Annotated in this window: 23 protein-coding genes and 1 pseudogene; 10 read left to right on the top strand and 14 right to left on the bottom strand. The window is 44.1% G+C overall.

Going from position 1 to position 24408, the window contains the following annotated elements:
* The first annotated feature begins 113 nt into the window (after nucleotides 1-113).
* On the top strand, nucleotides 114-1079 hold the full coding sequence (locus C7R91_RS16015) for a DHH family phosphoesterase (protein ID WP_047069295.1): 966 nt from the start codon (nucleotides 114-116) through the stop codon (nucleotides 1077-1079).
* Nucleotides 1080-1183: 104 nt separating this feature from the next.
* Here C7R91_RS16015 and C7R91_RS16010 read toward each other — a convergent pair whose 3' ends face one another.
* A complete protein-coding gene (locus C7R91_RS16010) occupies nucleotides 1184-1768 on the bottom strand; it encodes a dihydrofolate reductase family protein (protein ID WP_047069293.1) in 585 nt (194 codons plus the stop codon).
* 180 nt (nucleotides 1769-1948) lie between these two features.
* The gene (locus tag C7R91_RS16005) at nucleotides 1949-3427 is read right to left on the bottom strand and encodes an Lsa family ABC-F type ribosomal protection protein (RefSeq protein WP_047069292.1); all 1479 of its coding nucleotides are present in this window, start codon (nucleotides 3425-3427) and stop codon (nucleotides 1949-1951) included.
* A 466-nt stretch (nucleotides 3428-3893) separates the two neighbouring features.
* Here C7R91_RS16005 and C7R91_RS16000 point away from each other — a divergent pair, with 466 nt between their 5' ends.
* From C7R91_RS16000 to C7R91_RS15985, 4 genes are all read left to right on the top strand, one after another.
* Nucleotides 3894-4523 carry a hypothetical protein gene (locus tag C7R91_RS16000; RefSeq protein ID WP_047069290.1) on the top strand — a complete coding sequence of 210 codons (630 nt, stop codon included), beginning with the start codon at nucleotides 3894-3896 and terminating at the stop codon, nucleotides 4521-4523.
* A gap of 197 nt (nucleotides 4524-4720) precedes the next feature.
* A complete protein-coding gene (locus tag C7R91_RS15995) occupies nucleotides 4721-5917 on the top strand; it encodes an MFS transporter (RefSeq protein ID WP_047069289.1) in 1197 nt (398 codons plus the stop codon).
* Entirely contained in the window at nucleotides 5910-7304 is a 1395-nt protein-coding gene (locus C7R91_RS15990; RefSeq protein ID WP_047069288.1) for a M14 family zinc carboxypeptidase, read from the top strand. Before C7R91_RS15995 ends, C7R91_RS15990 begins: the two co-directional genes overlap by 8 nt.
* 125 nt (nucleotides 7305-7429) lie before the next feature.
* Nucleotides 7430-7900 carry a GbsR/MarR family transcriptional regulator gene (locus C7R91_RS15985; protein ID WP_047069510.1) on the top strand — a complete coding sequence of 157 codons (471 nt, stop codon included), beginning with the start codon at nucleotides 7430-7432 and terminating at the stop codon, nucleotides 7898-7900.
* A 92-nt stretch (nucleotides 7901-7992) separates the two neighbouring features.
* Here the strand turns inward: C7R91_RS15985 and C7R91_RS15980 are convergent, their stop codons facing one another.
* From C7R91_RS15980 to C7R91_RS15970, 4 genes are all read right to left on the bottom strand, one after another.
* A complete protein-coding gene (locus tag C7R91_RS15980) occupies nucleotides 7993-8487 on the bottom strand; it encodes a YdhK family protein (RefSeq protein ID WP_047069287.1) in 495 nt (164 codons plus the stop codon).
* Nucleotides 8488-8574: 87 nt separating this feature from the next.
* On the bottom strand, nucleotides 8575-8706 hold the full coding sequence (locus C7R91_RS29705) for a hypothetical protein (RefSeq protein WP_255322387.1): 132 nt from the start codon (nucleotides 8704-8706) through the stop codon (nucleotides 8575-8577).
* A gap of 53 nt (nucleotides 8707-8759) precedes the next feature.
* Nucleotides 8760-9743, bottom strand: coding sequence for a serine hydrolase domain-containing protein (locus C7R91_RS15975; protein ID WP_047069285.1), 984 nt, complete (start codon nucleotides 9741-9743; stop codon nucleotides 8760-8762).
* Nucleotides 9744-9773: 30 nt separating this feature from the next.
* The gene (locus tag C7R91_RS15970) at nucleotides 9774-10118 is read right to left on the bottom strand and encodes a winged helix-turn-helix transcriptional regulator (protein ID WP_047069284.1); all 345 of its coding nucleotides are present in this window, start codon (nucleotides 10116-10118) and stop codon (nucleotides 9774-9776) included.
* Between the two features lie 218 nt (nucleotides 10119-10336).
* On the opposite strand from C7R91_RS15970, the gene C7R91_RS15965 reads away from it, so the two are divergent.
* On the top strand, nucleotides 10337-10927 hold the full coding sequence (locus tag C7R91_RS15965) for an NAD(P)H oxidoreductase (protein ID WP_047069283.1): 591 nt from the start codon (nucleotides 10337-10339) through the stop codon (nucleotides 10925-10927).
* 141 nt (nucleotides 10928-11068) lie between these two features.
* Here the strand turns inward: C7R91_RS15965 and C7R91_RS15960 are convergent, their stop codons facing one another.
* The 5 genes from C7R91_RS15960 to pdhA form a co-directional block, all read right to left on the bottom strand.
* Nucleotides 11069-11419, bottom strand: a complete 351-nt coding sequence (locus C7R91_RS15960; RefSeq protein ID WP_047069280.1) for a VOC family protein — start codon at nucleotides 11417-11419, stop codon at nucleotides 11069-11071.
* 134 nt (nucleotides 11420-11553) lie between these two features.
* The gene (gene lpdA / locus C7R91_RS15955) at nucleotides 11554-12999 is read right to left on the bottom strand and encodes a dihydrolipoyl dehydrogenase (RefSeq protein ID WP_047069279.1); all 1446 of its coding nucleotides are present in this window, start codon (nucleotides 12997-12999) and stop codon (nucleotides 11554-11556) included.
* A complete protein-coding gene (locus C7R91_RS15950) occupies nucleotides 13000-14301 on the bottom strand; it encodes a dihydrolipoamide acetyltransferase family protein (RefSeq protein WP_047069277.1) in 1302 nt (433 codons plus the stop codon).
* A gap of 17 nt (nucleotides 14302-14318) precedes the next feature.
* Entirely contained in the window at nucleotides 14319-15302 is a 984-nt protein-coding gene (locus C7R91_RS15945; protein ID WP_047069276.1) for an alpha-ketoacid dehydrogenase subunit beta, read from the bottom strand.
* On the bottom strand, nucleotides 15299-16366 hold the full coding sequence (pdhA, locus tag C7R91_RS15940; RefSeq protein ID WP_047069509.1) for a pyruvate dehydrogenase (acetyl-transferring) E1 component subunit alpha: 1068 nt from the start codon (nucleotides 16364-16366) through the stop codon (nucleotides 15299-15301). The genes C7R91_RS15945 and pdhA overlap by 4 nt, the downstream gene beginning before the upstream one ends.
* A 231-nt stretch (nucleotides 16367-16597) precedes the next feature.
* On the opposite strand from pdhA, the gene C7R91_RS15935 reads away from it, so the two are divergent.
* Together C7R91_RS15935 and C7R91_RS29700 are read left to right on the top strand one after the other, a co-directional pair.
* Nucleotides 16598-18007 carry a sigma-54 interaction domain-containing protein gene (locus C7R91_RS15935; protein WP_047069275.1) on the top strand — a complete coding sequence of 470 codons (1410 nt, stop codon included), beginning with the start codon at nucleotides 16598-16600 and terminating at the stop codon, nucleotides 18005-18007.
* 175 nt (nucleotides 18008-18182) lie between these two features.
* Nucleotides 18183-18628 (top strand): annotated as a pseudogene (locus C7R91_RS29700) (IS3 family transposase); the annotation flags it as partial.
* 121 nt (nucleotides 18629-18749) lie between these two features.
* Here the strand turns inward: C7R91_RS29700 and C7R91_RS15925 are convergent.
* Nucleotides 18750-19859, bottom strand: a complete 1110-nt coding sequence (locus C7R91_RS15925; RefSeq protein WP_160309978.1) for an S-layer homology domain-containing protein — start codon at nucleotides 19857-19859, stop codon at nucleotides 18750-18752.
* A 794-nt stretch (nucleotides 19860-20653) separates the two neighbouring features.
* Complete coding sequence (locus tag C7R91_RS15920; protein ID WP_047069272.1) at nucleotides 20654-21535, bottom strand: class I SAM-dependent methyltransferase; 882 nt, start codon at nucleotides 21533-21535, stop codon at nucleotides 20654-20656.
* An 893-nt stretch (nucleotides 21536-22428) separates the two neighbouring features.
* Here C7R91_RS15920 and C7R91_RS15910 point away from each other — a divergent pair.
* Entirely contained in the window at nucleotides 22429-22746 is a 318-nt protein-coding gene (locus C7R91_RS15910; protein WP_047069270.1) for a hypothetical protein, read from the top strand.
* A 32-nt stretch (nucleotides 22747-22778) separates the two neighbouring features.
* Complete coding sequence (locus C7R91_RS15905) at nucleotides 22779-23684, top strand: hypothetical protein (protein WP_047069269.1); 906 nt, start codon at nucleotides 22779-22781, stop codon at nucleotides 23682-23684.
* A 253-nt stretch (nucleotides 23685-23937) separates the two neighbouring features.
* On the opposite strand, the gene C7R91_RS15900 is transcribed toward C7R91_RS15905, so the two are convergent.
* Nucleotides 23938-24348, bottom strand: coding sequence for a hypothetical protein (locus C7R91_RS15900; protein WP_146142142.1), 411 nt, complete (start codon nucleotides 24346-24348; stop codon nucleotides 23938-23940).
* Nucleotides 24349-24408 lie beyond the last annotated feature (60 nt).

The following is a 24408-nucleotide window of genomic DNA, read 5'->3' as shown; positions in this document are numbered from 1 at the left end:
TATTGTAAATAATCTCCAATTGTTGTCTTCGTGCAAGCACGTCTTGTTGAATGGGAAAGATGATTGAAGGCAGTACAATTTGAGCGACGAGCCAATTCATAAGGAGATACTTCATGAATCATCAAAAAATCATTCATTTCAGCGACAAGGACTTGGATGGCGTATCCTGTGCAATCCTGAGTCAAATTGCTTTTTCCAACCAAGAAGTCGATTACCGCGGAGTAACTCCTTACACTGTCAACCAAGAAGTACAGAAGTTTATCGAGGAAGAGCTTTCTCCCGATATGTATGTTGTAATTACCGACGTAAGTACCAATGACGAGGTCGCAACGCATATTCAGAAAAAGGTCGACCAGGGACATGCGTTTGTCTTGATCGATCATCACCCAACCGCCCTTCCTCTGGCTTCCAAGTACGAATGGGCAAAGGTTATCATGGAAGAATCAGGGAAAAAGACTTCGGCAACGAGCCTTTATTATGATTACCTGGTAAACCAGGGGTATCTGGCTCCCACTGGCGTTCTCTCTGACTATGTAGAGCTGGTTCGTGCGTTTGATACGTGGGACTGGGATGCAACCGGTACTGTACAGGCTAATCAACTGAACATTTTATTCTATATGGTCGAGCGAGACACGTTTGTTCAGAATGTACTGGGACGCTTGCGTAGTGAAGGTGATCATACGGATCAGTTCGTATTTGACGAAGTAGAATCGATCCTCATCTATACAGAAGAAAAACGAATCGATGAATTTGAGCATAAAAAGCTGAAGCAAATGAAGCTGATTCCGGTAGAAATCGATTTAGACGAACCAAAAACGTATCAAGTGGGCGTAGTTTTCCTTGAACAATATCACTCCACAACAGGCAATTTCTTATGTAAGAATGCAGAAATGATTGATTTCGTCGCCATGCTCGATCCTGGGAAAGGCAGAATCAGCTTTCGAACGATTCGAGAAGACGTGGATCTGTCTGTGATCGCCCAGCATTACGGTGGTGGTGGTCATCCAAAGGCTTCTGGCTGTTCCTTTACGGGCGTTACGTTAAAGACTTTCGTGTACCCTGCTTTACGAACGGATTAGAGCAAAAAACAAAAAGCCCAATTTCTCCATCCATAAAAATTGAGAAATTGGACTTTTTTTATTCCTCCAGAAAATACCCGATTGTTAAACAGCCTTTTTTATTTTTATTGTGCCTCTCCGATCTCATAACGCAGTTGGATGGATCCGCTTTTTCCGTACAGCTTCGTTTCTATCAACTTCATATCGTGTCGTGTTTGGATGTTGTCAAAGTAAAATTTGCCGCTGCCCATTAAGACCGGATGAATAATCATTCGGAGTTCATCAAGCAAATCAGCATGAATCAAATTTTGAACAAGACCCGCGCTTGCAGGAACAATGATATCACCTTTGATTTGTTTTTTTAGCTCCTTTATTTTCTTCATGACATCAGAATGAAGGAGTGTAATCGTATCGGCGTAGTCCCCCCAGTGAACTTCCGTAAGCTCACTATTATTGGTTGCTACAAACTTTTGTGTCTTATTCATAGCATCAGCCCAATCACCCACTTGGAACGGCCAATAGCTTGCAAAACCTTCATAGGTGACTCGCCCCATCAAGATTGCGTCAACCCTCTGGAAGAACGCAAGACCATCATCTGTGGCGTCGATGATTCCAGGCAACGCCCAACTAACCATATTGTCTTCTTCTCCTGTCGGCCCAGTGTAGATACCATTCAATGTGCTGCTTACATTTGCAATTATTTTTCCCATTGGATCTCCGCCATTCTTTCAAAAGTATTGTCTAAAAATTACCACATTTCACTGCTTAGTATTTCTTCTCGATTGCTCAAATTTCCCTTTCGAAAAGTACCTTCTCCTTATACAAAAAGGAAGGTGAGGAAAACGAAACGGTTTTCCCCACCTTCTTCCTTTTAGAGACTTTTCGTCTCATTACAATTCAACGATCTTTGTAGCAATGTTAATGCAAAACTCCCTGTCATGCTCCACAAAAAGAATCGTTGGCGAGTGTTCAAGGAGCAGCTCTTCAATTTGCATGCGAGAAATGACGTCAATAAAGTTTAACGGCTCATCCCAAATATGAAGATGTGCTTTCTCGCAAAGACTTTTCGCAATGAGTACTTTTTTCTTCTGCCCGCCACTAAAAGCGGAGATATCCTTCTCAAATTGCACGCGGGAAAAATCCAGCTTGCGCAAAATCGATTTAAACAGACTCTCTTCGATCCCGTTGTCTCGCGCGAAGTCGGTGAGATTTCCCTTTAGATGGGAAGTGTCTTGAGAAACATACGAGATTTTCAGTTGACTCCCCTTTCGGAAGGTGCCCGTATAATCGATGTTCTCTCCGCAAATGAGCTTGAGAATGCTGGATTTTCCTGAACCGTTCTTGCCTGCCAGCGCAATACGCTCCCCTTGCTCAATCGTAAAGCTGACGTCTGCGCAAACTTGCTTCTCTCCGTAATAAATCGAAACCTTCTCCAGTTCCGCCAGTTGATTTTTATGATAAGCAAGCTGTGCAATCTTTAAGCTTTCCTGGTTTTCAATGTTTTTCAGCAGCTTCGATTTTTCATCAATAGCGGATTGCTGTCTTTGCTCAATCGACTTGGAGCGCTTCATCATTTTCGCAGCCTTATGGCCGACATACCCTTTGTCTACTTTGGAACCGGAATTCAATGTTCCATTTTTCGTCTTTTCCACAGCGTCTGACCAGTTGCTTGTACGTTTAGCTGCGTCCGACAAGCGTTTAATGTCTTTTTTGAGCTTCTCGTTTTCAGCAAGTTCATAGTTATCCTGTCTCTGTTTATTTTCCCACCAATCGGAGAAGGTTCCTTTTTGCACCTCGATGTTCGTCTTGTTGATGGACAGGATGTGGTCGACACAGTTGTCTAGAAATGCTCGGTCGTGGGACACCAGAATATAACCGCTTTTGGAATGGAGATAATCACTGACGAGCTCCCTTGCATGCATATCGAGGTGATTCGTTGGCTCATCAATTAACAAAAAGCTGTTTTCCTTTAGAAATAAGGCGGCTAACATCACTTTTGTTTGTTCCCCGTTGGACAAAGATTCAAAGGGACGATATAGCACATCCTCTGAAACCTTTAAGAGGGAGAACTCTCTCATTAATTCCCATAACTGATAGTCCGGGACAATGTCTTGAACGATATCAAGGGTCAGATATTCTTTGTTCTCGACTTGGAATGGAAAGTATTCAAAGCTGACATGAGCACTAATCTTTCCGCTGTATTCATATTTACCAAGCAACAGGTTGAGAAAAGTTGTCTTCCCCCTACCGTTTCTTCCCGTAAAGCCCAATTTCCAATCTGTATCGATTTGGAAGCTCACGTTTTCAAAAATGTTATCGAAACTGCCTTCATAGGCAAACGTCAAGTTATTTACACTGATTAATGACATACAACCATCCCCCTGTATGCAAAAAATAGAAAAGCTACAAGAAAGTTACTCTCTTGTAGCTCAAATAAATACAGCAAATCCAACTCAAAAAAAAGAAGTCAGATAAGGATATATTGTTTGAGTGAAGAGATATAAGTAACTTTCTTGCACATAAAGAATAAAACACGCGAAAGATATCGCTGTTTGTTTTATTTTTTAAGCAAGAAAATTATCCATTATACTCTTCAGCTCCAGTCATTAAGTTACCAGCATCATATCATATTCATTTGTACGTTTCAACAAGTAATATTTCCGTTTTTTTACTGTGCTTCTATCGAAAACTCGTGTCCCATTGGACCAATTGTCTTGCTCAACAATTTCCGAACAGGAATTTTTTTCCATAAAGAGAAGGGTATTTCAAATCTGTTTAGAATTATCATACTTATTGAAATTTTATACTTATTGCATTCATATGGAGGAGTAAATAATGAAAAACGTGGTAAGAAGTCTGGGTATTCTCGTCTTGGCATCCACATTCCTGTTAGTCCCGACTCAAGCAACAGATGTGGTAGCAAAAGGAAAAGACTTTATCGTCCGTCCACAAAAAAATATCTTTGAAGGAAACTGGCGGTATGGTGATACGTTAGTAGTGGCATACGATACGTTTTTTCCGAATGGATGGATTTCGATTGAAAAAGAGCCACATCGTGGAACACAGCTTGGATATGAAGTAGCAAAATATATTAATGGCGCTAATTATGGGCAAGTGGAAAGAAGCTTAAGCTTTAACATCCCTTCTGGTTGGGTAGAAATCGGTCGAGGTTATAACAGCAAGAGACAGGCTTATATAGATATCAGAAATGAGAATAAAAAACGGTACCAGCCTCATGAGCTGGAGAATAAATGGGTTGGTACCAGCCAACCTGTACCATATGGCTGGGTCGTGGTAAATCTAAATCTCTTTGAAAAACATATCGTAAATATCACCAGTATCCCTACTGAATCCAGCATTGAAGCGATCAAGCATCCCTCGCCAGCCTTTGCTTATGAAATCCCAAGAGGCTGGGAAATCACTGTAGACGGGACCAATTCTCGAATCCTCACGAGAAAGTACTAATTCATACAATTGCGAACTGAGATAAATAAACGACCTGTAGGTAGCATGATGGAAAACCATTCATGCAACCACAGGTCGTTTTCGTTATTCGAATTGCAGCTCTCAGCGGCTCATTGATTTCAGTAATTTCAGTATTGACTAAAATAACTGAATTTAATTAAGATAATACACATAACATCATTTAGGAAGTGATGCACATGAAAAAGGCTACTTCGATTAGTGCTGTGCTCTTGTTTGTCACTATACTCGTTGGAGTTCTTGGCACGTACAGCATCATTATGGCACTTCCACTTATTGGAGAGGAATTTCATCTGAATCCAGTGGAGCAAGGCGCGATCATCAGTGTTTATTTTTTAGGCTTCGCGATTTTTACCATTCCAGGAGGGATCATTGCTGATAAACGAGGCTCGAAGCAAATTATTGTAATCAATTTGGTACTGTGGGCAATATTGACTGCGCTTACAGGGGCGGTCACAGGTTTTGTAGCCTTACTCGTTGTCCGCTTTTTGTTGGGGTTTATCGATGCCCCACTTATGCCTGCTATGTTAAAAGCAATTGCCGAACGAACACCTGCAAACATCCGTACAACCACTTTATCCATCGTTTCAACAGCCGAACCTATTGGGACTGGACTTGCCCCTTTTCTCGTAGCACCATTGATTGCGATACTGGGATGGCAAGAAGCTGCTTTTTTTACAGCATCAATCGGCCTGCTCTTGGCCCCCATTCTCTGGATATTCCTTCCCCGTCCTTTCGTAATGGAACCACCTTCAAGCTCAGCATCAAAACCGAAACCTATCCCTTTCCTATCTCTTTTGCGTAATGAGCATTTGCTGAAACTAACAAGTATGCTCTGCGGAATTCAAATCGTGATGGTTGGCTGCTTGACATGGGTACCTACCTACTTAACAACGGAAAAGCATCTCGCTATTACCCAATCAGGCTTATACTCATCGCTTCCTCTTCTCATTTCCATGCTTGGTAATTTGGCAGGCGGCTGGTTGTTTGACCGTTATTTTCATCAAAAGTTTCGAACGTTGGTCATTCCGTCCCTTCTGTTCTCAACGATTTTCCTTACGCTCATGATCCTTTCAGAACATGTCAACCAGTTTCTGTTGTTTGAGTCGATCTCTTTGTTTTTTCTATCCTTTACCACTCAACCCATTCTTGGACTTACCATGCGTATCATCCCCTCAGATGCTTTGGGCACTGCTAGTGGAATTCTGTTAACCGGAGGAAAACTGGCAAGTATTCTTACACCAATCGCGATGGGCGCATTCATACAGGCGTTCTCTTTTCAAGCCGGTTTTTCCCTGTTGCTAGTAGGTGCAGCAATCGCTTTGGTTTCATCCTTTCTTATCCATATCAAAAAAAGGAGTGAGGAGCTTGACTGATTTCATTCAAAAACTGCTGCAAGAAATGCCTGATTTTTCACATTTTCTAACCATTGAGGAATTGGACACCTCTTCCCGTGAATTAGCTGCCGCCTATCCAGATCTTGTTACCCTCAGTACCATTGGTCACTCAACAGAAGGACACCCAATCCTCATGCTGCGAATTGGAAATGGCCAGCATCGCGCGCTGTTTGTGGGTTGTCCGCATCCAAATGAACCGATTGGAGCTCTATCGTTAGAGTATCTCAGCAAAAAACTATGTGAGGATTCTGCCCTATTAGAGCAAATGGATTATACATTCTATATCATCAAAGAAATCGACGTAGATGGTTGCCGACTGAATGAAGGTTGGTACGACGGCCCATTTTCTCCAGATCGTTACATCCGCTGCTACTATCGTCCCAGTATGCTCGAACAAGTTGAATGGACATTCCCGTATGCCTATAAAACGTTGAGCTTCAGCGAGCCCATTCCTGAAACCGTAGCATTTATGCGGGCGATTGATGAAGCCAAGCCGCATTTCCTCAACAGCTTGCACAGCTCCGATCAAACTGGAACGTTTTATTATGTATCAACCCCTCTTCCCGATGCATTGTGTGAACAGATCATAAAACTGACCCATGATCATCAATTACCGCTGATGATCGGTGAACCGGAGGCACCATTCATGCCCCCTATCCAACCCGGTTTTTATCAGCTACCTGAGCTGTCTTCTATGTACGATTACTACCAAAGTATCCTGCCTCCTGGAGAAGACCCTGCGAAAGCAATCCTCATGGGGGGCTCATCCCGCGATTATGCTGGGACACGTTACCGTACCTTTTGCCTTGTTTCGGAAATATCGTTGTTTACGGACCCAAGGATGGGAGATAAATCTGAAACCACTCATAGTTACAAGGATGCTACGCTGGACATAGCCAAACTGGAAGGTGAACAGATTGCTTTTTTATCCAAACAGTACAAAAGCGCACAGGCATTCATAACGGTACCAACCAGATTTCAGCGGTCTGTAGAGGATTTTCTGATCGGTATGGAGGATGTTCGATCCCATCATTTACAATCAGCTGAAAATGATGCAGCTTTAGCACGCTTCGCAACAGTAGCTGAAATGTTTGACCTGAAATTACGCACTTTATGGAGTTCTCTATGCTGCTGTAGCATGCTGATCCGCATGCTGGATGCCCAGCCCGACAACATCACCCTTTCAGAGATTCGAGCAGATTCAGAAAAATGGCTGAATCAAGGCTTACAAGAGCTACTCTCCTTTTTTAACTGGTCCATGCGTCCGCTGCGCGAATTGTGCGCTGTCCAGCTAGGTTCTGCCTTGATGATCATGGAGTATCTTCGTCAAACCCATGAAAGCACTACCACGCCACTAAAATCATGAATGATCCGAGCGCCTGTCAGCAGAACAGGCGCATTTTCTTTTGGTATTTTCTGAAGAAAGCGATGACTATTGGTAGTATAATAGACAAAAGCATGGAAATCGGGCAAAACGAGGAAAAAGGAGTCATGAAGTTGGACAAATTAACGGCAGAAACGATGCAATTGATTGAAGAAATGGCTCTCCATCACGAAAATCAAGGGTTATCCAGAATTGCTGGCCGGATTATTGGACTGTTGATGGTCTCTCAGGAACCCCTTTCATCCGAGCAGATTGCCACAACATTGCAAGTCAGTATAGGAAGTGTGTCTACCAACATCCGCATGCTTTTAAAAATTGGAATCGCGGAAAAAAAGAGTGTGACAGGCGACCGTGTGAGCTATTACATCATGGCACCAGATGCAATTGAGGAAGAGTTTATACAGGGTTTAGAGCGAATCCTGTCATTAAAGAATATCATAGAAAAAGGAATGCAAATTGAAAATTTGAAGGAAAGTGAGCTAGTTATGCAGCGATTCCATGAGATGCTGGAAGCAATTGAGCTATACAGGGAATCTCTCAATCAAATGATCACGGAATGGAAGTCTCGTCGCATGTAACATCAAACAGCTCGTATCAATGGAAAAGCAGAAAAGGCAGCTTTGGCGTTGAAAAGCCACAGCTGCCTTTTTTCATAAGAGGATGGTATCGATCATTTGACTGGTGATATCTCATCTTCCGTTACCCATTTGTAGTTCTTTATTTCTCCTCCCCCTGTCGTGGGAGTGTAATCGATCATATAGACCGTCGTTGTATTTGCTGTATCGAGTTTACCTGATGCGTCGAGCATCCCTTTCACATGATCCGCCTTCAAGACGACTTCCGTTCCTGGATTATACGGTTGCTGGATATGGTTCTTGATTTCTTCTTGAATGATCCATTTATAACCCTTCACAGGGGGCTCACCCGTTGTAGGTGTATAGGTCACTGAATAGGCGGTTGTGTCGTAAGCCCCCACAATTTTTGCTTTTGCCCCTTGCATTCCCGGTTGGTGATTTGCTTTCAAGATGACTTCACTCCCTACTGTAAACGTAGGTTTCGGCACAATCTCTACTTGCTCCAGCACATCCGGTGCAGCAGCACCGCCACATGCACTTAACCCCATTGCAGTAATCAGCATGAGCGATAACAGTTTCCATTTTTTCATTCTAAACACCCCGAATTCTTTGTTGTCTGTCAAAGGTATTATGGGTACACAATACCTTCCTTATCCACTTGTATCCTGCTTGATGCTTTATTTGAATGCATCCTTGGACGGGCTTGGCAAATCCTGCGCATCTGTGTACAGCAACATCTTCCTCCTGCTAGCCATTCTGCCAGTCAACTCTTGTCCATACAGACGCACCACCCAAATAAAATGTTTCATGTAAAAAGAAACCAGTTCGAAGGACCTGCTCGTGCCCTGAACTGGTTTTCGCTCTATTCCGCTGCAAGTATGTACTTTCTGAATAAAGCAAGAGGCCGCAAAGAATGGTCGTACAGCTCACTGCTGAACACAACAATCATCTTTTGCGAAGGGACTATCAGTATGTACTGCCCTCCAAAGCCAAGGGCAAAATAATAGAAGTTGTCCTCTGTCCAATCCTTCCTTGAATCGATTCTTTCACTCCACCAATGCAAGCCGTAAGACCCAATCCTCTCGTATGTCCGAAATTTTGGCTGAATGGATTCTTGAACCCATGCTGCTGAAACAATTTGTACTTCTTGCCATTGACCGCCTTGCAGATAGAGTATTCCTAGCTTTGCCATATCACGCGAAGTAAGGCGTAATCCGTCTCCCCCGTTATGAATACCCTGTCCGTCAGAATACCAATACGAGTCTTTGATGTTTAGAGGCTGAAAGAGATGCTTTTTGGCAAAATCATATGTGCTCATTCCTGTTGCCTTTTGCAGGATGGCAGACAATAAATGCGAACAACCAGAATTGTAATTCATCTTCTCTCCAGGTTGGTCAAGAAGCGGCCGATCCAGCACAAATCGCACCCAATCCGAACTGTAGAGCATCCGGGGAAATGATTGCCACTCGCCGAACTCTGGCCAATCAAAACCAGGTGTCATCGTGAGCAAATGAAACAAGGTAATGGAACGTTTAACGGGATCGACAGACTTTTGCTCTAAATAAGGAAAGTAGGAAGAGATAGGTGTATCCAAACCAGCGATCAGTCCTTGATCCAATGCGATTCCAATGAGCACCGAAATAAAGCTTTTCGTGCAGGAATTGATCTTTTGAAGCTTTTGCGCTTGCTTCTTGTTTTTATGGTATTCGTAAGCCAGATAACCATCTTGAATAATGAGGCAGCTGACGATCTTTTCATTTCTGATCTTTCTGTCAAATTCCTTGAATAGCTCTCTATCTAACCGCGTTTTTGCAGGGTCTGCAATTGGAAACAAGGGGGAATGCACGTGATTGTTCCTCCTTCGACCGATCGGTATTTAAGACTCTTTGCCTGGTATTTCCCCGCGTAGGTAACGTTCACCCCATTCACACATGAGATCCATGATTGGTTTGAGCGATTCTCCCAATTCACTTAATTCATACTCAACCTTTGGCGGTACTTGGCTGTACACGGTCCTAATGACGATTCCATCCTCTTCTAGCTCGCGAAGCTGCTGAGTGAGGATTTTTTGGCTAATGTCCGGCATTTGTTTCTTCAATTCACTCGTTCTTTTTGGCCCGTAGTATAACTGACATAAAATCAAGGTTTTCCATTTGCCACCTAAAACATCTAGTGTTGCTTCAGAAGGAATTTGGTATGTATGTTTGAGCTTTGGTCTCATCGATTGGCTATCCTCCCTCATTACTTACGATTTTGACAGGAACCTTTTTGTTCCTATGTTACTTTTTGGTATTAAAAGCACAAAAAAGTGCGTACTTTTCACAATTCATTATATGGTGCATGATACGGATATACCAGCACCTTACTTGTAAGTTTTGCTATCGATCGCATCAAAGATTTTGGTGTACAAATTCCTACAGAAATAGAGGGTGTATGAAAATGAAAGTATTGACAGTTGTTACCCATCCACGAACCAATTCCTTGACCTTTGCCGTTGCAGAACGTTTCGTACAGGGCCTAAAAGATGCAGGACATGAGGTTGAAGTTTTGGATTTGCATCGCAGTGGTTTTCACCCTGTTTTATGGGAGGAAGATGAGCCAGATTGGAACAACGGAGATAAGAAATATTCCGAAGAGGTCGAGATTGAAATGGAGCGCATGAGAAAACACGACGCGTTAGCCTTCATTTTTCCGATCTGGTGGTTCAGCATGCCAGCCATGCTGAAAGGATATATCGATCGCGTCTGGAACAACGGGTTTGCCTATGGCTCACGTAAACTGCACCATAAGCATGCATTGTGGATCGGTCTCGCTGCTGCTCCTGAAGATCATTTTCAAAAAAGAAATTATGACCAAATGATAGCGCATCACCTCAATGTCGGAATCTCCAGTTACGTCGGAATCGACGACTCGAGGGTTGAATTCCTTTATGACACCTTGGCGCAAAATCCTGCGCATATCGAGCTGCTGCTGGACCGTGCGTATCAAATGGGATTCCATTATGGGAAGAAAGAGAGCCTGCAAGTATAAAAAATGTCTTTCTATCGTAGCCTGTGGTGGGCGTTGCAACTTATCGCCCACCCCTTCTGATTTACCGGATGTTTAAACAATAAAAAGAAAGCCCTCTTTTCTTATGAGAAAAAGAAGGCTTTCGAACTATGTGCATACGCGTTACGCAAGTACCTCAACCGTAAATCCACCAGGAGCTTTCACATAAAACGTCCAGCCATGCGATCTTACTGGCGGTGCCACTTGGTAACCATCTTCTTTTAAGCGTTGATTGATTTCATTTACTTTCTCTTCGCTCTCCTGAATGAAGCCGATATGGAATGTCTTGGGATATTGGACTTCGGCACCCTTCATCAAGGTAAACACCAGGCCGTTATCGTCAAAGAGGACCCCAAAATTATCGCCACGGGCATCATCCGACGTATCTAACTTTTTCAGGCCAAAATATTTCTCCAGGAAATCAGAAGCAGCTGGAACATCCGTAACGGTAAGATTGACGTGATTCAATTTCATAATGACCACACATCCTTTGCACGAGATTAATTCCAGCGTAGCACATTCATGCAAATGCTAATCTTGTTAGGCTTCGAGGCTGATCATTGTTATGAATATCCGTCACGTATCTTTAAGGTTTCACGATAGTAGATCTATTTGCTCACAGCTACTTTTGATTTGTTTACGATATGAATAGCATGACCTAACGCCGCTTCGGCAGCCTCCAGCCATACCTCGCTTAAAGTGGGATGCGGATGCATGGTTAACGCCACATCTTCTACACGCGCAGCAAGCTCAAGTGCCAGCACACCCTCCCCGATCAGGTTCGATGCATCAGCACCTACAACGTGCATTCCCAACAATAAATGGCTTTCCTGATCCACTATCACTTCTGCAAAACCTTCTCCTTCATCCATGGCGAGTGCTCTTCCATTCGCCCGATAAGGGAACGCCGCTGACTTGACCTTGTATCCTTGAAGCTCTGCCTCTTCGCGTGTCATCCCCACACCCGCTATTTGCGGCTCGGTAAAAATCACATATGGAACGTAAGGGGAGTCTACGCTGCTAGGCAGCCCTGCGATCACCTCGGCTGCCACAATCCCTTGCTTCGTCGCACGATGGGCTAACGCAGGGCCAGGTGTTACATCGCCGATGGCGTAAATATGCGCCTTGTTCGTACTGCCAGTCGATGTCACGGGAATATAGCCGCGCTCGTCCATTTCTACTCCCGCCTGAGCAAGTCCGAGTTCACCTGTATTAGGCACTCGCCCTATCGTGACGAGCGTTTTATGTGCGGTGATACTTTCGGAACCGTTCTTTTCTGAAGTGCATGCAAGCGTGACTCTTCCGTTCGTTACCTCAGCCTTCTCTACTTTTGTCGCGATCTTCACCGTCATCCCGAGCTGTTTCGCCTGCTTGAGCACTTCCAAAGAGAGATGGGCAGCTGTTTGCGGCAAAATGCGCTCGGCTGCTTCAATGACGGTCACCTGTGATCCAAGCTTGGCGAACGCCATCCCTAGCTCCATTCCAATATAGCCGCCACCGATTATGGCCAGTGTTTCCGGTATTTTATCCAATGCCAGTATATCAGTAGAATCCAGAAAATATTCTCCGTCTATTTTCAAAAACGATGGAATGAATGGACGTGATCCTGTCGCGATAATCGCTTGTTTGAATTTGTACGTTTCAAAATCGCCACCCGTCTCTACGCCAATTCGATCACTCGAGAGAAATGTCGCTGTCCCCTTCACGACTGTAACCCCATTAGCCTCACAGAGATAATCGACCCCATTGTTCAGTTGAGCAACGACAGAAGACTTCCACGTCTGCCAGCTCGGCATATGGAAGGTCGCTTTCCCCGTCGGCAGTTGGATTCCCAGCTTATTCAGACTACTGAGCTTGTGGTATTCGCCTGCTGTATGAATCAAAGCTTTCGACGGAATGCATCCGCGATTCAAGCAGACTCCACCCAGTACTTCCTTTTCAATCAGAACGACCGATTTCCCCAGCTGTCCGAGACGAATAGCGGCTGCATAACCTCCTGGCCCACCACCGATGACAACCACATCTGTTTCGACTGCTACTTCGCCGACTACCATTTATACCATCTCCGCAAACAATAGATTCGGATCTTCCAGCAGCTCCTTGATCCGGTTGGTAAAACGTACCGCCGTCACGCCATCGATCAGGCGATGATCGAACGAAAGTGACAGGTTCATCATCCAGCGAATAACGCCTTCATCCTCACGTACGACCCAGCGCTTCTCCATTTTGTGCAAACTGATAATGGCTACTTCCGGGTGATTAATGATTGGAGTTGCTTGCTGTCCCCCGATTGGACCTACATTGCTGATCGTGAAGGTGCCACCTGTTATGTGCTCCATCGTCAATTTGCCTTCGCGTGCCAATCTTGCCAGTTGATCGATTTCTTCTGCGAGTTGAAAAATCGATTTATGGTCTGCATCCTTGATGACTGGTACGATCAAGCCCTCAGGCGTATCGGTTGCAATGCCAATATGGTAAAAGCGCTTGAGCAGGATTTCATTCGTACGGTCGTCAATCGACGCATTCAACGTCGGGAATTCCTTCAGTGCGATGACTAGCGCCTTGATAAAGAACGGCAAGAAGGTCAGCTTGATATTTCGCTTATCCGCATGTGGCTTTAACTTTTCGCGTAAAGCACGAAGCAGATCCATCTCCAGCTCATCGACAGAAGTAACATGCGGAATGATTGTGACTGATTTCACCATATGCTCGGCAATCTTTTTCCGAATGCCTTTTAAAGGTAGCCGTTCGATATCTCCCTGCGACGAGGTGGCTGCACGAGTAGTGGTTCCTGTTTTCGGCTGAACAACCGGTTCAGTCTCAACCTCCACCGTACTTGCCTCCAACAGACGCTCATTGCCAGTAGCCGACGTTGGAAACTTCGCTGGTACTGATTTTTGCAGTCGATTGGCGAATTGGCGCAAATCTTCTTCCGTCACACGCCCTGCTGCTCCTGTACCCGTGACCAACTCAATATCAATCTTCATTTCCCGTGCCAGCTGCCGAACGTACGGCGTAGCCAATGAGCGGCGGTGATCAGCACGAGCTGGCGCAAAATTGACTGTCTTATCCGGGTTTACGACCTTTTCTGGAAGCTTTGTCTCTTCCTTCTTTGCTTCCGTACCTGCATCGATCACGAGAAGGGTAGTTCCGACTTCTACGGTTTCCCCTTCCGATATGAAGATTTCACGGATGATACCAGTCACTGGGGCAGACAACTCGGCATTCACCTTGTCTGTCTGCACCTCCAGCAGTGGCTGATCCTGTTGAACGGATTCGCCCGTGCGAACCAGTACTTTTACGATTTCTCCTTCATGCATGCCTTCTCCCACATCAGGAAGCTTGAACTCAACCATATGACTCGCTCCTTCTCTTAAAACGTAGCCGTTTCCATAATTCCGTCCTTCACGCGTTCAGCCGTTGGCAAATAGTCATCCTCGATGCTGAATTGCGGGACGGGCACGTCAAATCCGGTAATCCGTTTCACGGGAGCCTTCATGTAGATCAATGCTTCATCATTGATTATGGAGATGATCTCTGCACCCAACCCAGCAGTCTTATGCGCCTCGTGTACGACAACTGCGCGTCCAGTCTTTTTGACCGAGGCTATAATCGTATCCCGATCCAATGGATAGAGCGTGCGCAGATCAATGACTTCACAGCTCAAGCCGTTTTCGCGCTCGATCTGTTTCGCAGCATCCTCCGCGACACGCAGCATCGCTCCCCAAGCAAAAATGGATACATCCGAGCCTTCCTGGACGACCTTCGCTTTTCCAATGGGCACTCGATACATTTCTTCTGGAACCTCTTGTTTAAATGCGCGATAGAGCTTGGTCGGCTCCAAAAAAATGACCGGATCGGGATCTTCCATTGCGGCAATCAACAAGCCTTTTGCATCATAAGGTGTGCTTGGTGCCACAACCTTCAAGCCGGGGACATGAGCAAAAAACGTTTCGACACTCTCCGAATGCAGCTCAGGCCCGCGAATCCCTGCCCCGTACGGCGTGCGTATGACCATCGGTACATGGTACTGTCCGCGAGTACGATAGCGCATACGTGCAGCATGAGAGACAATTTGCTCAAAGCCTGGATAAATAAAGGCAAGGAATTGAATCTCGACCACAGGAATTTTCCCGTTCATGGCAAGGCCGATTGCTGCTCCGATTATTCCCGCCTCAGCTAGCGGCGTGTCTACTACACGGTCCGGGCCGTACTTGTGAATCAAATCTTCCGTTGCCCGGAACACACCACCATTCACACCAATATCCTCGCCGAGCAGCATGACGCGTGAATCATCTGCCAATTTTTGATCCATGGCCTCCGTGATTGCTTGAATCATCGTCAGTTTGCGTTTCATGCTGGGATTCCCTCCTGCTTCGTTGGCTTGACGAGCTCGCTCTCCTGTTCCGTTGCCATCCACGATGGTTCAGCGTAGACGTGCTTGAACATGTCTTCCGGTTTGGACTTCGGATAGCTCTCCGCTTCGACAAGAGCTGCGTCGATCTGTTCATTCACCCGTGCAATCAGCTCTGCTTCCTTCGTTTCATTCCACAACCCTTGATTCTCCAGAAATACACGCAGACGTTGGAGTGGATCGCGTTCTTGACGCCATTCCTCGGACAAATTCTCTTGATCCCGGTATTTTTTCGGATCATCTGCGGTTGTGTGTGCGCCATAGCGGAATGTCACAGCTTCGATCAACGTCGGTCCCTTGCCTTCTAACGCACGTTGCATGGCTTCTTTCATGGTCAGCCAAACAGCGAAGATATCATTGCCGTCGATCCGAACCCCAGGGATGTCATAAGCCGCCGAACGCTGTGCAATTGTTTTCGATGCAGACTGCTGTGAAAACGGGACGCTGATCGCGAAGCCGTTGTTTTGACAGAAAAAGATGGTCGGCGTTTGAAATACGCCAGCAAAATTCAATGCTTCATGAAAATCGCCCTCTGAGCTTGCTCCGTCACCAAAGTAGGCGATGCTGACATGCTTTTCGTTTTGCAGCTTGCTCGCCCAAGCAGTCCCTACCGCATGAACTATTTGAGTCGCAATCGGTACGCAGGGTGGCATGATGTGCAAATGCTTCGGGCTGATACTCCCTTCCATGTGTCCCATCCAATAAAGGAACACCCGTGCCATGGATTGACCATGGACGATCGCTGCCGCATGGTCTCGGTAGGTTGGGAAAAGCCAATCTCCTGGAGTTAATGCCATCGCGCTGCCTACTTGCGAAGCTTCCTGCCCTTCAAAGGGCGCATACGTACCCATTCTTCCTTGTCGTTGCAGGTTAATCGACTTGCGGTCAAAATGGCGAACCAGCACCATATTTTCATACATCTTGATCATCGTCGCCTCGTCTAATTGTCCCTTGAGATCACCAACCAGCTCACCTGCTGGACTCAATACCTGATATAATGAAGACATGGAAACATCCCTCTCTTTTTCGCTGAAAAACACCTCGGTGTCTTTCGATAATGTGATTCTGCTCGTCTTGCTTCTGCTTTCGTACTTATAGAAGAGCAAGTAGCATGCCAAAGATTTGAAAGCGATTTCACAACAAAACGATTCGAAAATGATCATTTTTGCATATGCACAATTGCGCATGGATGATTAATTCTGATTATTCCGTTTACAAGCCTGCTTAGGAGGACTTCGATGTACCAAACCAAGTATTTCCAAGCCAGTGACAATCATGAACTCGCAAAATTGCTGACGACCATCTTCAGTACGTCTCACGATGGATTGGCGATCTGTGACCGTAACGGGTACGTCCTGCTCTACAACGAGGCGTACTTGAACATCACCGGAGTTCCCGCCGATATCTTGAATAATTTTAGCTTTATGGAGCAAAAAGAAATGCATCTTGTTCCTGACTCTTCTGCTGTACGAACGATTTTGACAAAACAAACCCATAGTGTCGTGATCGATTATGCAAACGGTCGGCAAGCGATTAACACGGCTACTCCGCTGCTCGATGCAAACCAGGAATTATTGTTTGTAGTGGGAAATGTGCGTGACGTCACAGAGCTGAATCAGCTTCAGAAGGAGCTGGAAGAAACACGTCAAATCAGCTCGGCGTATCAAAGGGCTCTGGAGCATATCCAAACCGATGGTGACTTTGACGAGCAGATCATTTATCGCAGTGGGCTTATGCATCGAATCGCTTCACTCGCCAAACGCTTTGCGACCAACGACTCCCCCATCCTCTTGCTAGGCGAGTCTGGTGTCGGTAAAGATGTCATGGCGAACTACATTCACGCTCAAAGCGGACGAACAGGGGAATTTATCAAGATTAACTGTGGGGCCATTCCCGAGCATTTGCTCGAGTCAGAATTGTTTGGCTATGAGAAAGGCGCCTTTACGGGGGCAAGTCAGTCAAAGGAGGGATTGTTTGAGCTGGCGGATCGAGGAACCATTTTTCTCGATGAGATTGGAGACCTCCCTTTTCCTTTACAGGTAAAGCTCTTGAATGTGTTACAGGATGGACGGATTCGCAGACTCGGGGGGAAAACATCGCGTCAAGTTAACATGCGGATCATCGCTGCCACCAATAGTGACCTGGAAGCGATGGTGGAACAAAAGCGTTTTCGGCAGGATTTGTTCTACCGGCTAAACGTACTTTCTCTCACCATTCCACCCTTGCGCGAACGCCGCGAGGATATTCCGGCTCTCATTTTCTACTATTTGAAAAAGCTCGAATGGAAGTACCAGCAAGAGATGCGCATCGAAACAGATGCGTTGGAGGCGCTGATGGATTATGATTGGCCAGGGAATACACGCGAGCTGAAAAATGTGGTGGAACGTTCTTTCCATATGTGTGAAAATGGGCGAATTACCTTTGACCAGTTGCCAGCGTCTATTCGCAATACCCAACAGACAGCTCTGCCGCTCCAACTCGCTAAAATGGATGAGCTATTGCCGCTAAAAGAAGCGGTCGAACGGTTTGAACGAGCGTATATCCAACGTGTCTTGAAGGAGACAGACACCATGCAGCAGTGTGCGGATAAGCTGCAAGTGAACATATCCACGCTCGTTCGAAAAAAGCGAAGCCTCGGCATTAAATAGTGCAAAAGGAAAAGCCCGATATATTGGTAATATCCCCTTTGAGTAGACAGTGTCAAAAGCCAGCCCACCTAACTTTTTGTTATGCCTAAAAAGGTCGAACATTCAAATGATATTCGGAGGAAGAAAGGGATTATCTAAAGGCGTAGGTAGAATACCTACAGAAGCGCCGTCAATTGTAACGGAATTCAAGTACGGTAACGGCCAGAAAGCGTATTTAAGTGCTATTCTCGACCTTCATGATAAATCAATCGTCGCCTTTGTATTAGGGCGTTCCAATAACAATCCACTTGTATTCCAGACGTTGAAACGGGCCTTGCAGGAAGCAGCCCCATGCTTCATAGCGACCGAGGCTACCAATACATTTCCTTGGGATTTAAGAAACTTTTGGATGACAACAACATAATCCAGAGCATGTCCCGTGTGGGACGATGTATCGATAACGGCCCAATGGAATCTTTTTGGGGGACCCTCAAATGTGAGAAGTACTATTTGCACACGTACCATACTTTTGAGGAGCTTGAGAGAGATATTGAGGCCTATATCCACTTTTACAATTACGAACGATTACAATCAAAACTAAACGGCCTCAGTCCGATGGAGTTCAGGACCAAGGCCGCCTAAATTTTTATTATTTGTACTGTCTACTTGACGGGGTGCAGTTCAGACTTCAAAAATAAAGTCTTAGACTACCGTTGTTTTAATTGAACTAACGTATATTTATCCGAAACAGAAATTTTTGAATTCATTTCTTCTGCAAAGAAATCGTTAACTGACTTCCTTGATAGACTATAATAAATTGCCCTCCGTCATACGGAACTACTTTTTTCTGTTTGAATGTCATTACCTCCTTGATGATTTCGAGAAAACGAGGAGGGGGTTCGATATCAAATCGACGGAAGGTATCTATGGCAATCAGAACCGCGTTGTCGTTTTCGAAATCAGAGATAACAATTGAAGAAAGACCACCAAGGTGCACGTCCTCTTCATTCCTAAAACCATGAAAATCGTCACCAAACTCCGTAAGATCTTCAAAAAGGATGAGTAGTTCGAGCTTTGCATCATCTCCATTTTTTTCTGCAGGGATAATCTCTCGCTGAATAGCCCTAAACATGGAATTGACATTTGGATGGAGTGGTTCAACATAATACCCTGGATAATCCATCAACACTTCGTGAAGAACCCCTTCCTTTGGATCAGGGAACTGATTATTAGGTAATGGTGGCAATTTCTTTGGATCACTTGGTTGTTGAGGACGAACCCGAAGTTCTTTTAAGCCCTTGGTTTTTAATTTCTCAATAAATGCTACCGCTTCTGCTCTGGTTAAGAAACTCTTGCCATGATAGGATAATATGCTCGTTTGCCCGTTGAGTTTTCCGCTTGCGTAGCCTTGGCTGAGAATATAATGAACTGCAAAATCCCCGCGATAGTTCACCCCATCTGCCCCTGCAATGATTTCTGCTACTTCGGTTCTGGTGATCGGCCGATCCCTATAGAGAAACTTAGATTCCCAACGATTTATATACTTTTGCTGTAATTTTGAATAAGGATATTGATATTTTTCGATGGCTTCATAAATCGAGTCTGCCCAATGTTCTAATTTCTTATTGTTAGGAGTAATCTGAACTTGATAAGCTCTGGACAACATGGTAAAAAATGCGGCAACAGATACATGTTCATCTGGTGCAAAGCGGTTACCCGGATATCCTTTTATGATCCCTTGATTTACTGCTCTTTCAATAGTTCCTTTTGCCCAATGATCATTAGGTACGTCTGAAAATGTTGTGGCAGTAGCTGACGATGAAAAGAGTGATAATGTTAAGAATGTAATCAAAGTCATTAATTTTATCTTCACTTTTCTATAAAACCTCCTTGATTCTCTTAAGAATCGTTGAGTTAAGTAATTATTGTTTTTCATTGAATTCACTTAGAAAAACCATGTCATATTATCATTTTTATAAAAATGGTTAAATCTTTTTCTTAGACGCTTATGGTGGTGTATTTGTTTCTTTCTAAAAAGGAGGCATCGTGCATCGGGATTTACGGGACCGTATCAGCGGAATCAAACGAAAAGAAGATGCCGAGCAAGCGGCCGTCGCTTACTTGGATAAGCTGTATTCCTCTCTTCCCCGTTAAACGACTACGGTTAGTAAGAGCACCCTCCTCCATAAGTTGGTGCTCTTTGCATTCAGGGGAACAATCTCCCCCTAAAATCCTTCCAGTAGACAGCTGTCTCCCGAACTCGTCACGATGTAACTAACATTCCTGTTATGTAGAAGTCGCCATTATGGGAGAGCAGCCGGATCCGGACTTTGTACACCTACTGTTCATACGGAATACAGCCTGTTGTTGGAGGCGGTTTGCAAGCTGGAGCCGGAACTCATCTTAATTCAGTACTTTATTTCACATTTCTGCCCGTTCAAGAAATGGCCTCAAAGTCAGTCTAATACTATATTTTCTCAGTCTAAAACATTATTTTCACGGTCTAATACTTTATTTTCTTTAAACAGTAGCCTCCGTATAATTAGTTTTAGACTAATCCGATTAAAGAAAACAGCGGTAGATCTAGGAGCAGAAAATACAGTCCTAGACTGCCGCTGTTGTTTCAGTCACCATTCAACTCTGCTTGTAGAAGGGCTTATTCTGTCGCTATTCGACCATGGCCAGCGCAAAATGCACCTGTTCCGATGCGTGATAGCCGTCCGTTCGCCCATTGAAATACCGATTTTGGATGTCAACTGGACGTAAGCTCTCAATGAGGCGGATCCCTATCTTTGCAAGATCAGAAGCCAAGGTCGACGGGTCGAAGCCGGTTTTTATCGGTTCCCCTATCTTTTTCAATTCATCCCGAATTTTTTGTGCACTTCGAGCAGCTACTTGTGCTTCAAAGTAATCAAATATAATTAAACTTCCTGTTGGGGCAATATCAGTGATCGAACGAAGTGTTGCGAACACTTCATCTCGTGACAAGTACATTGTGACACCTAACCAGCTAAAGATACTTGTGGCTTTCGGATCGTACGAGACTTCATTGAATGCCTCTGCCAGACTTTCTTTTGAGAAATCGACCGGAACAAATTGCAAATTTGGCGGAGTTTCCCAACCTAACTCAGCCAGTCGATTACGTTTAAAGGTTTGTGTAGCCGGGTGGTCAACCTCATATACACGAATTTTTTTCAAAAGTTCCGGGTGTCGAAAAGCAAACGTATCCATTCCTGCCCCGAGTATCACATACTGCTCCAGTCCCTGTTTAACAACCTTCTCAACGGTTTCTTCCGTATACTTTGAACGGCTGACCACCTGGGGTAAACCCATTGATTGTAAAAAGAATCTCAAAGCAGTAGGTTGCTCGGAGCTAGATTGTTGCTTGAGAGCACTCGACAAGCCTTGTTCAATGAGCTTACGTCTTTCCTCTGGTATCAATTGATAGGCTAGAGTATCATCAAAAATTTTTGGGCTATCATATGTGGCGTGATAGCCGCGAATATAGGCAGTCATGATGGAAGTTAGGCTAACTTGGTTTTCTTTCATTTGAATGTCCCCCCTATTTGGAATTGAATCCACGGTACTCCAAAAGGAAGTATATCAAATCAACACTAAATTACAACAGCTTAAAATTTAATAATATCATAAATAAAAATTTTTGTCAAGCTTGTATTTTCTGGTTTCTACATTTTTACAACAGGGTTTCAGGGAGTGGAACACTGTAAAGGAATCTAAAACTTCATCACCTTCCCAATCGCGTAATGGACTCAAAGTTAGTCTAAATCTTTATTTTCACAGTCTAATACTAAAACATTATTTTCAGTGAACAAAAGTACGTTATTTCTTGTTGCATGAATAGGCTGTTTTGTAGCAAAATAGAAACATATGTTCCTATTTCGCGGAGGTTTTCATTTTGGCAGGCAGACTAGAAGATCCGTTCGGTATGAAATTCATATTGCCGGAACATGTAACATTACTCTATCAACACCAATTAGATAAGCAACTTGTTAAGCAGCCAGTAATTGAAGAGGATGAACTAGCGAGTTTCAGGTTCAGGTTATGGAATCTAAAACGGGCCTCATTTGCTCCTTTACCCAACCTGAAAAATTGATCGTCTTGGAATATTCAAACATTGCTTTTTCGATTGGGTCTTCCAGGTTAAAATGAACGGGCTTTTTATCGGTTGCAGCCACGCCCCTTCCGCTCCCACTCCGCCTAACCAACTCTGATGTATACAATCTATTTCAATAATATTTTGAAGAAACATCATAATAGGAAATAATTACTATTTTATGCATTTAGGACAAAATGCGAAAAAAATATCAATTTTTGGTTGATATATTAATATTGTAAAAATTCCTAAAGGAGGTGAAATTTAATAAGTACTAGATTAATAACCAACCTTCAATCCAACAACAAATAAAAAAAAGGTGAGCTAAATGAAAAAAGGATCTGGCGCAAGTACCAGCGATTTTTATACATGGAAATTTCCAACACTCCCTTCAGGAACAGCTACGTTGGAAGTTTACTTAGGCAGTTCTAAGTTCACAAACAGAGACGCAGAGTATGATGCACTTTCCGAAGGATGGGGTTATACAGAATTTGTAGGCTCAGTTAACCAGTACTCTGCTCCATCCGGCTGGAACACTGTAGGTGACATTAGATTGGATAACGCTAAAGCAAATGTTACTGTAAGTGGAGAAGATTATAGCGGAGCTTCAAGCACACAAACAGGTGCCGACGCTGCTTCCCTTTAAGTAATGAAATTATATTAAAGGATGCGATTAGAATGAAAAAAACATACTCTGTAATTCTCGCAACCTCTTTGGTTGGTTTGGGATTGACTGGTTTTTATGCCGCAAAAAGTAATGCAGAGGAGGCTCCAAGAACTGAAGTAGAGCAACAAACTGAAGCACAACAACAGACCGAATCCATTTTGAACGTCACCGTCACTGATTCAAAGTCCATTCAAGAAAAAATGCTAAATGCTATTGATAACTATCAGAGCGTTAGTGGCTCCTATCGAATCATTCTCACCCCTATTGGTGTGGACGAAACAGTAGAATTTGAAGTCCAACAAGGAAAGAATCCACGTAGTCATGTAAAAGTAGAGAATAATACGAAGGGAGAAATCATCAAAGAAACTGCATATGATGGAGAGTTTTATTGGACTGTCAAGCATAACCAAAAAATGTATAAGAAGACTAAGGCCAGCAAAGAAAATGGAGCAGCTTCTTTCGACAAGAAAGGGCCACGCACATCCAAAAACGAAAAAGGAGAAAAGGTCTTTGTTAAAAGACCTGACCCAGCCTTTTCCTCAAACGCAAAAGATGTCATTTTTCCACAAGACTATGCATTCTGGTTGACTCCTACTAATCATAAAATTGTTGGAGCGGAAAAACTACTTGATCGGTCTGTAATTGTAATTGAAGGACAACACGAAGATCTTATTTTAGCAGAAAAGCATCAAGCAACACACTTTAAAATGTGGATTGACACAGAAACCGGTGTGTTACTTAAATTAGAAGAAACAAATGATAAAAATGAAGTTACCAACAGTATAGAGGTACTCTCCATTGAGTTTAATAAGAAAGCGAAAATGTCGACTTTTAAAGCCCCGGCTGATTACCAAAACATGACGTCATCGATTGAAAAAATTGAATTTGACAAAACAAAGCAGTCTGAAAAGGAATAGTAAAGAAATGCAGCTGTAGAGTTCGTACTGAAAAACGGCAAGTGGGAAAAGCAGTAAACACGAGGGGCGGCGAAAGCTGCCTCTTTTTTTTGGAATAGATTGAATAGAAGGGCAAATGATGTTGGCGGTTACCCTATTTTCGTTTTTTGGGTTTTTGGCCAAATGGATCTCGCTTCGATCGTTCGTATTTGGGAAACACATTCCTGGAGAGATGGCCTCCTGCAGCCAGCTTTTTTCTCCAGAAAACGAATATTCACTCTTCGATCATTAACAAATCACACTCGCCACACCTTACAGATATATCGGGCTTGGAAGAGCGCACTGTCAGCTCGCATCCAGGACAAACCCATTTGTAAGAGTTTGACTTCTTCTCGCCCTCTCCGCCACCACTGCCGCCGCCCCCAAAGGCTTTGCGGGCAATCACGAAAACACCCTGATTAATCTCCAGTTCCATGATCTTCTTTTTGGTTTCCTCGGCCAGCTTCTGAAAAGCCCAACCGTATTTCTTATCTGGCTCCTTATCCGGAAAATAAAAACCGCGCCGCTCACATTCAGCTTTGAAACGCTTATTGTGATATGTCCCATTCCTGGATGTGTCTTGCACGCCCTTGACAGCGTTGTACAAGTGAACCATTTCAAGGAGCATGGTATCCATCGTCTCCAAAAACTCAACATCCAGGTACTCAGCCGAAATATTCAGCTCATACTTCCTGATCTTCCCCTC

The organism is Brevibacillus formosus (assembly GCF_003013405.1).
GTDB classification, from domain to species: Bacteria; Bacillota; Bacilli; order Brevibacillales; family Brevibacillaceae; genus Brevibacillus; species Brevibacillus formosus.
This window is presented reverse-complemented; position numbering and strand designations above follow the sequence as displayed.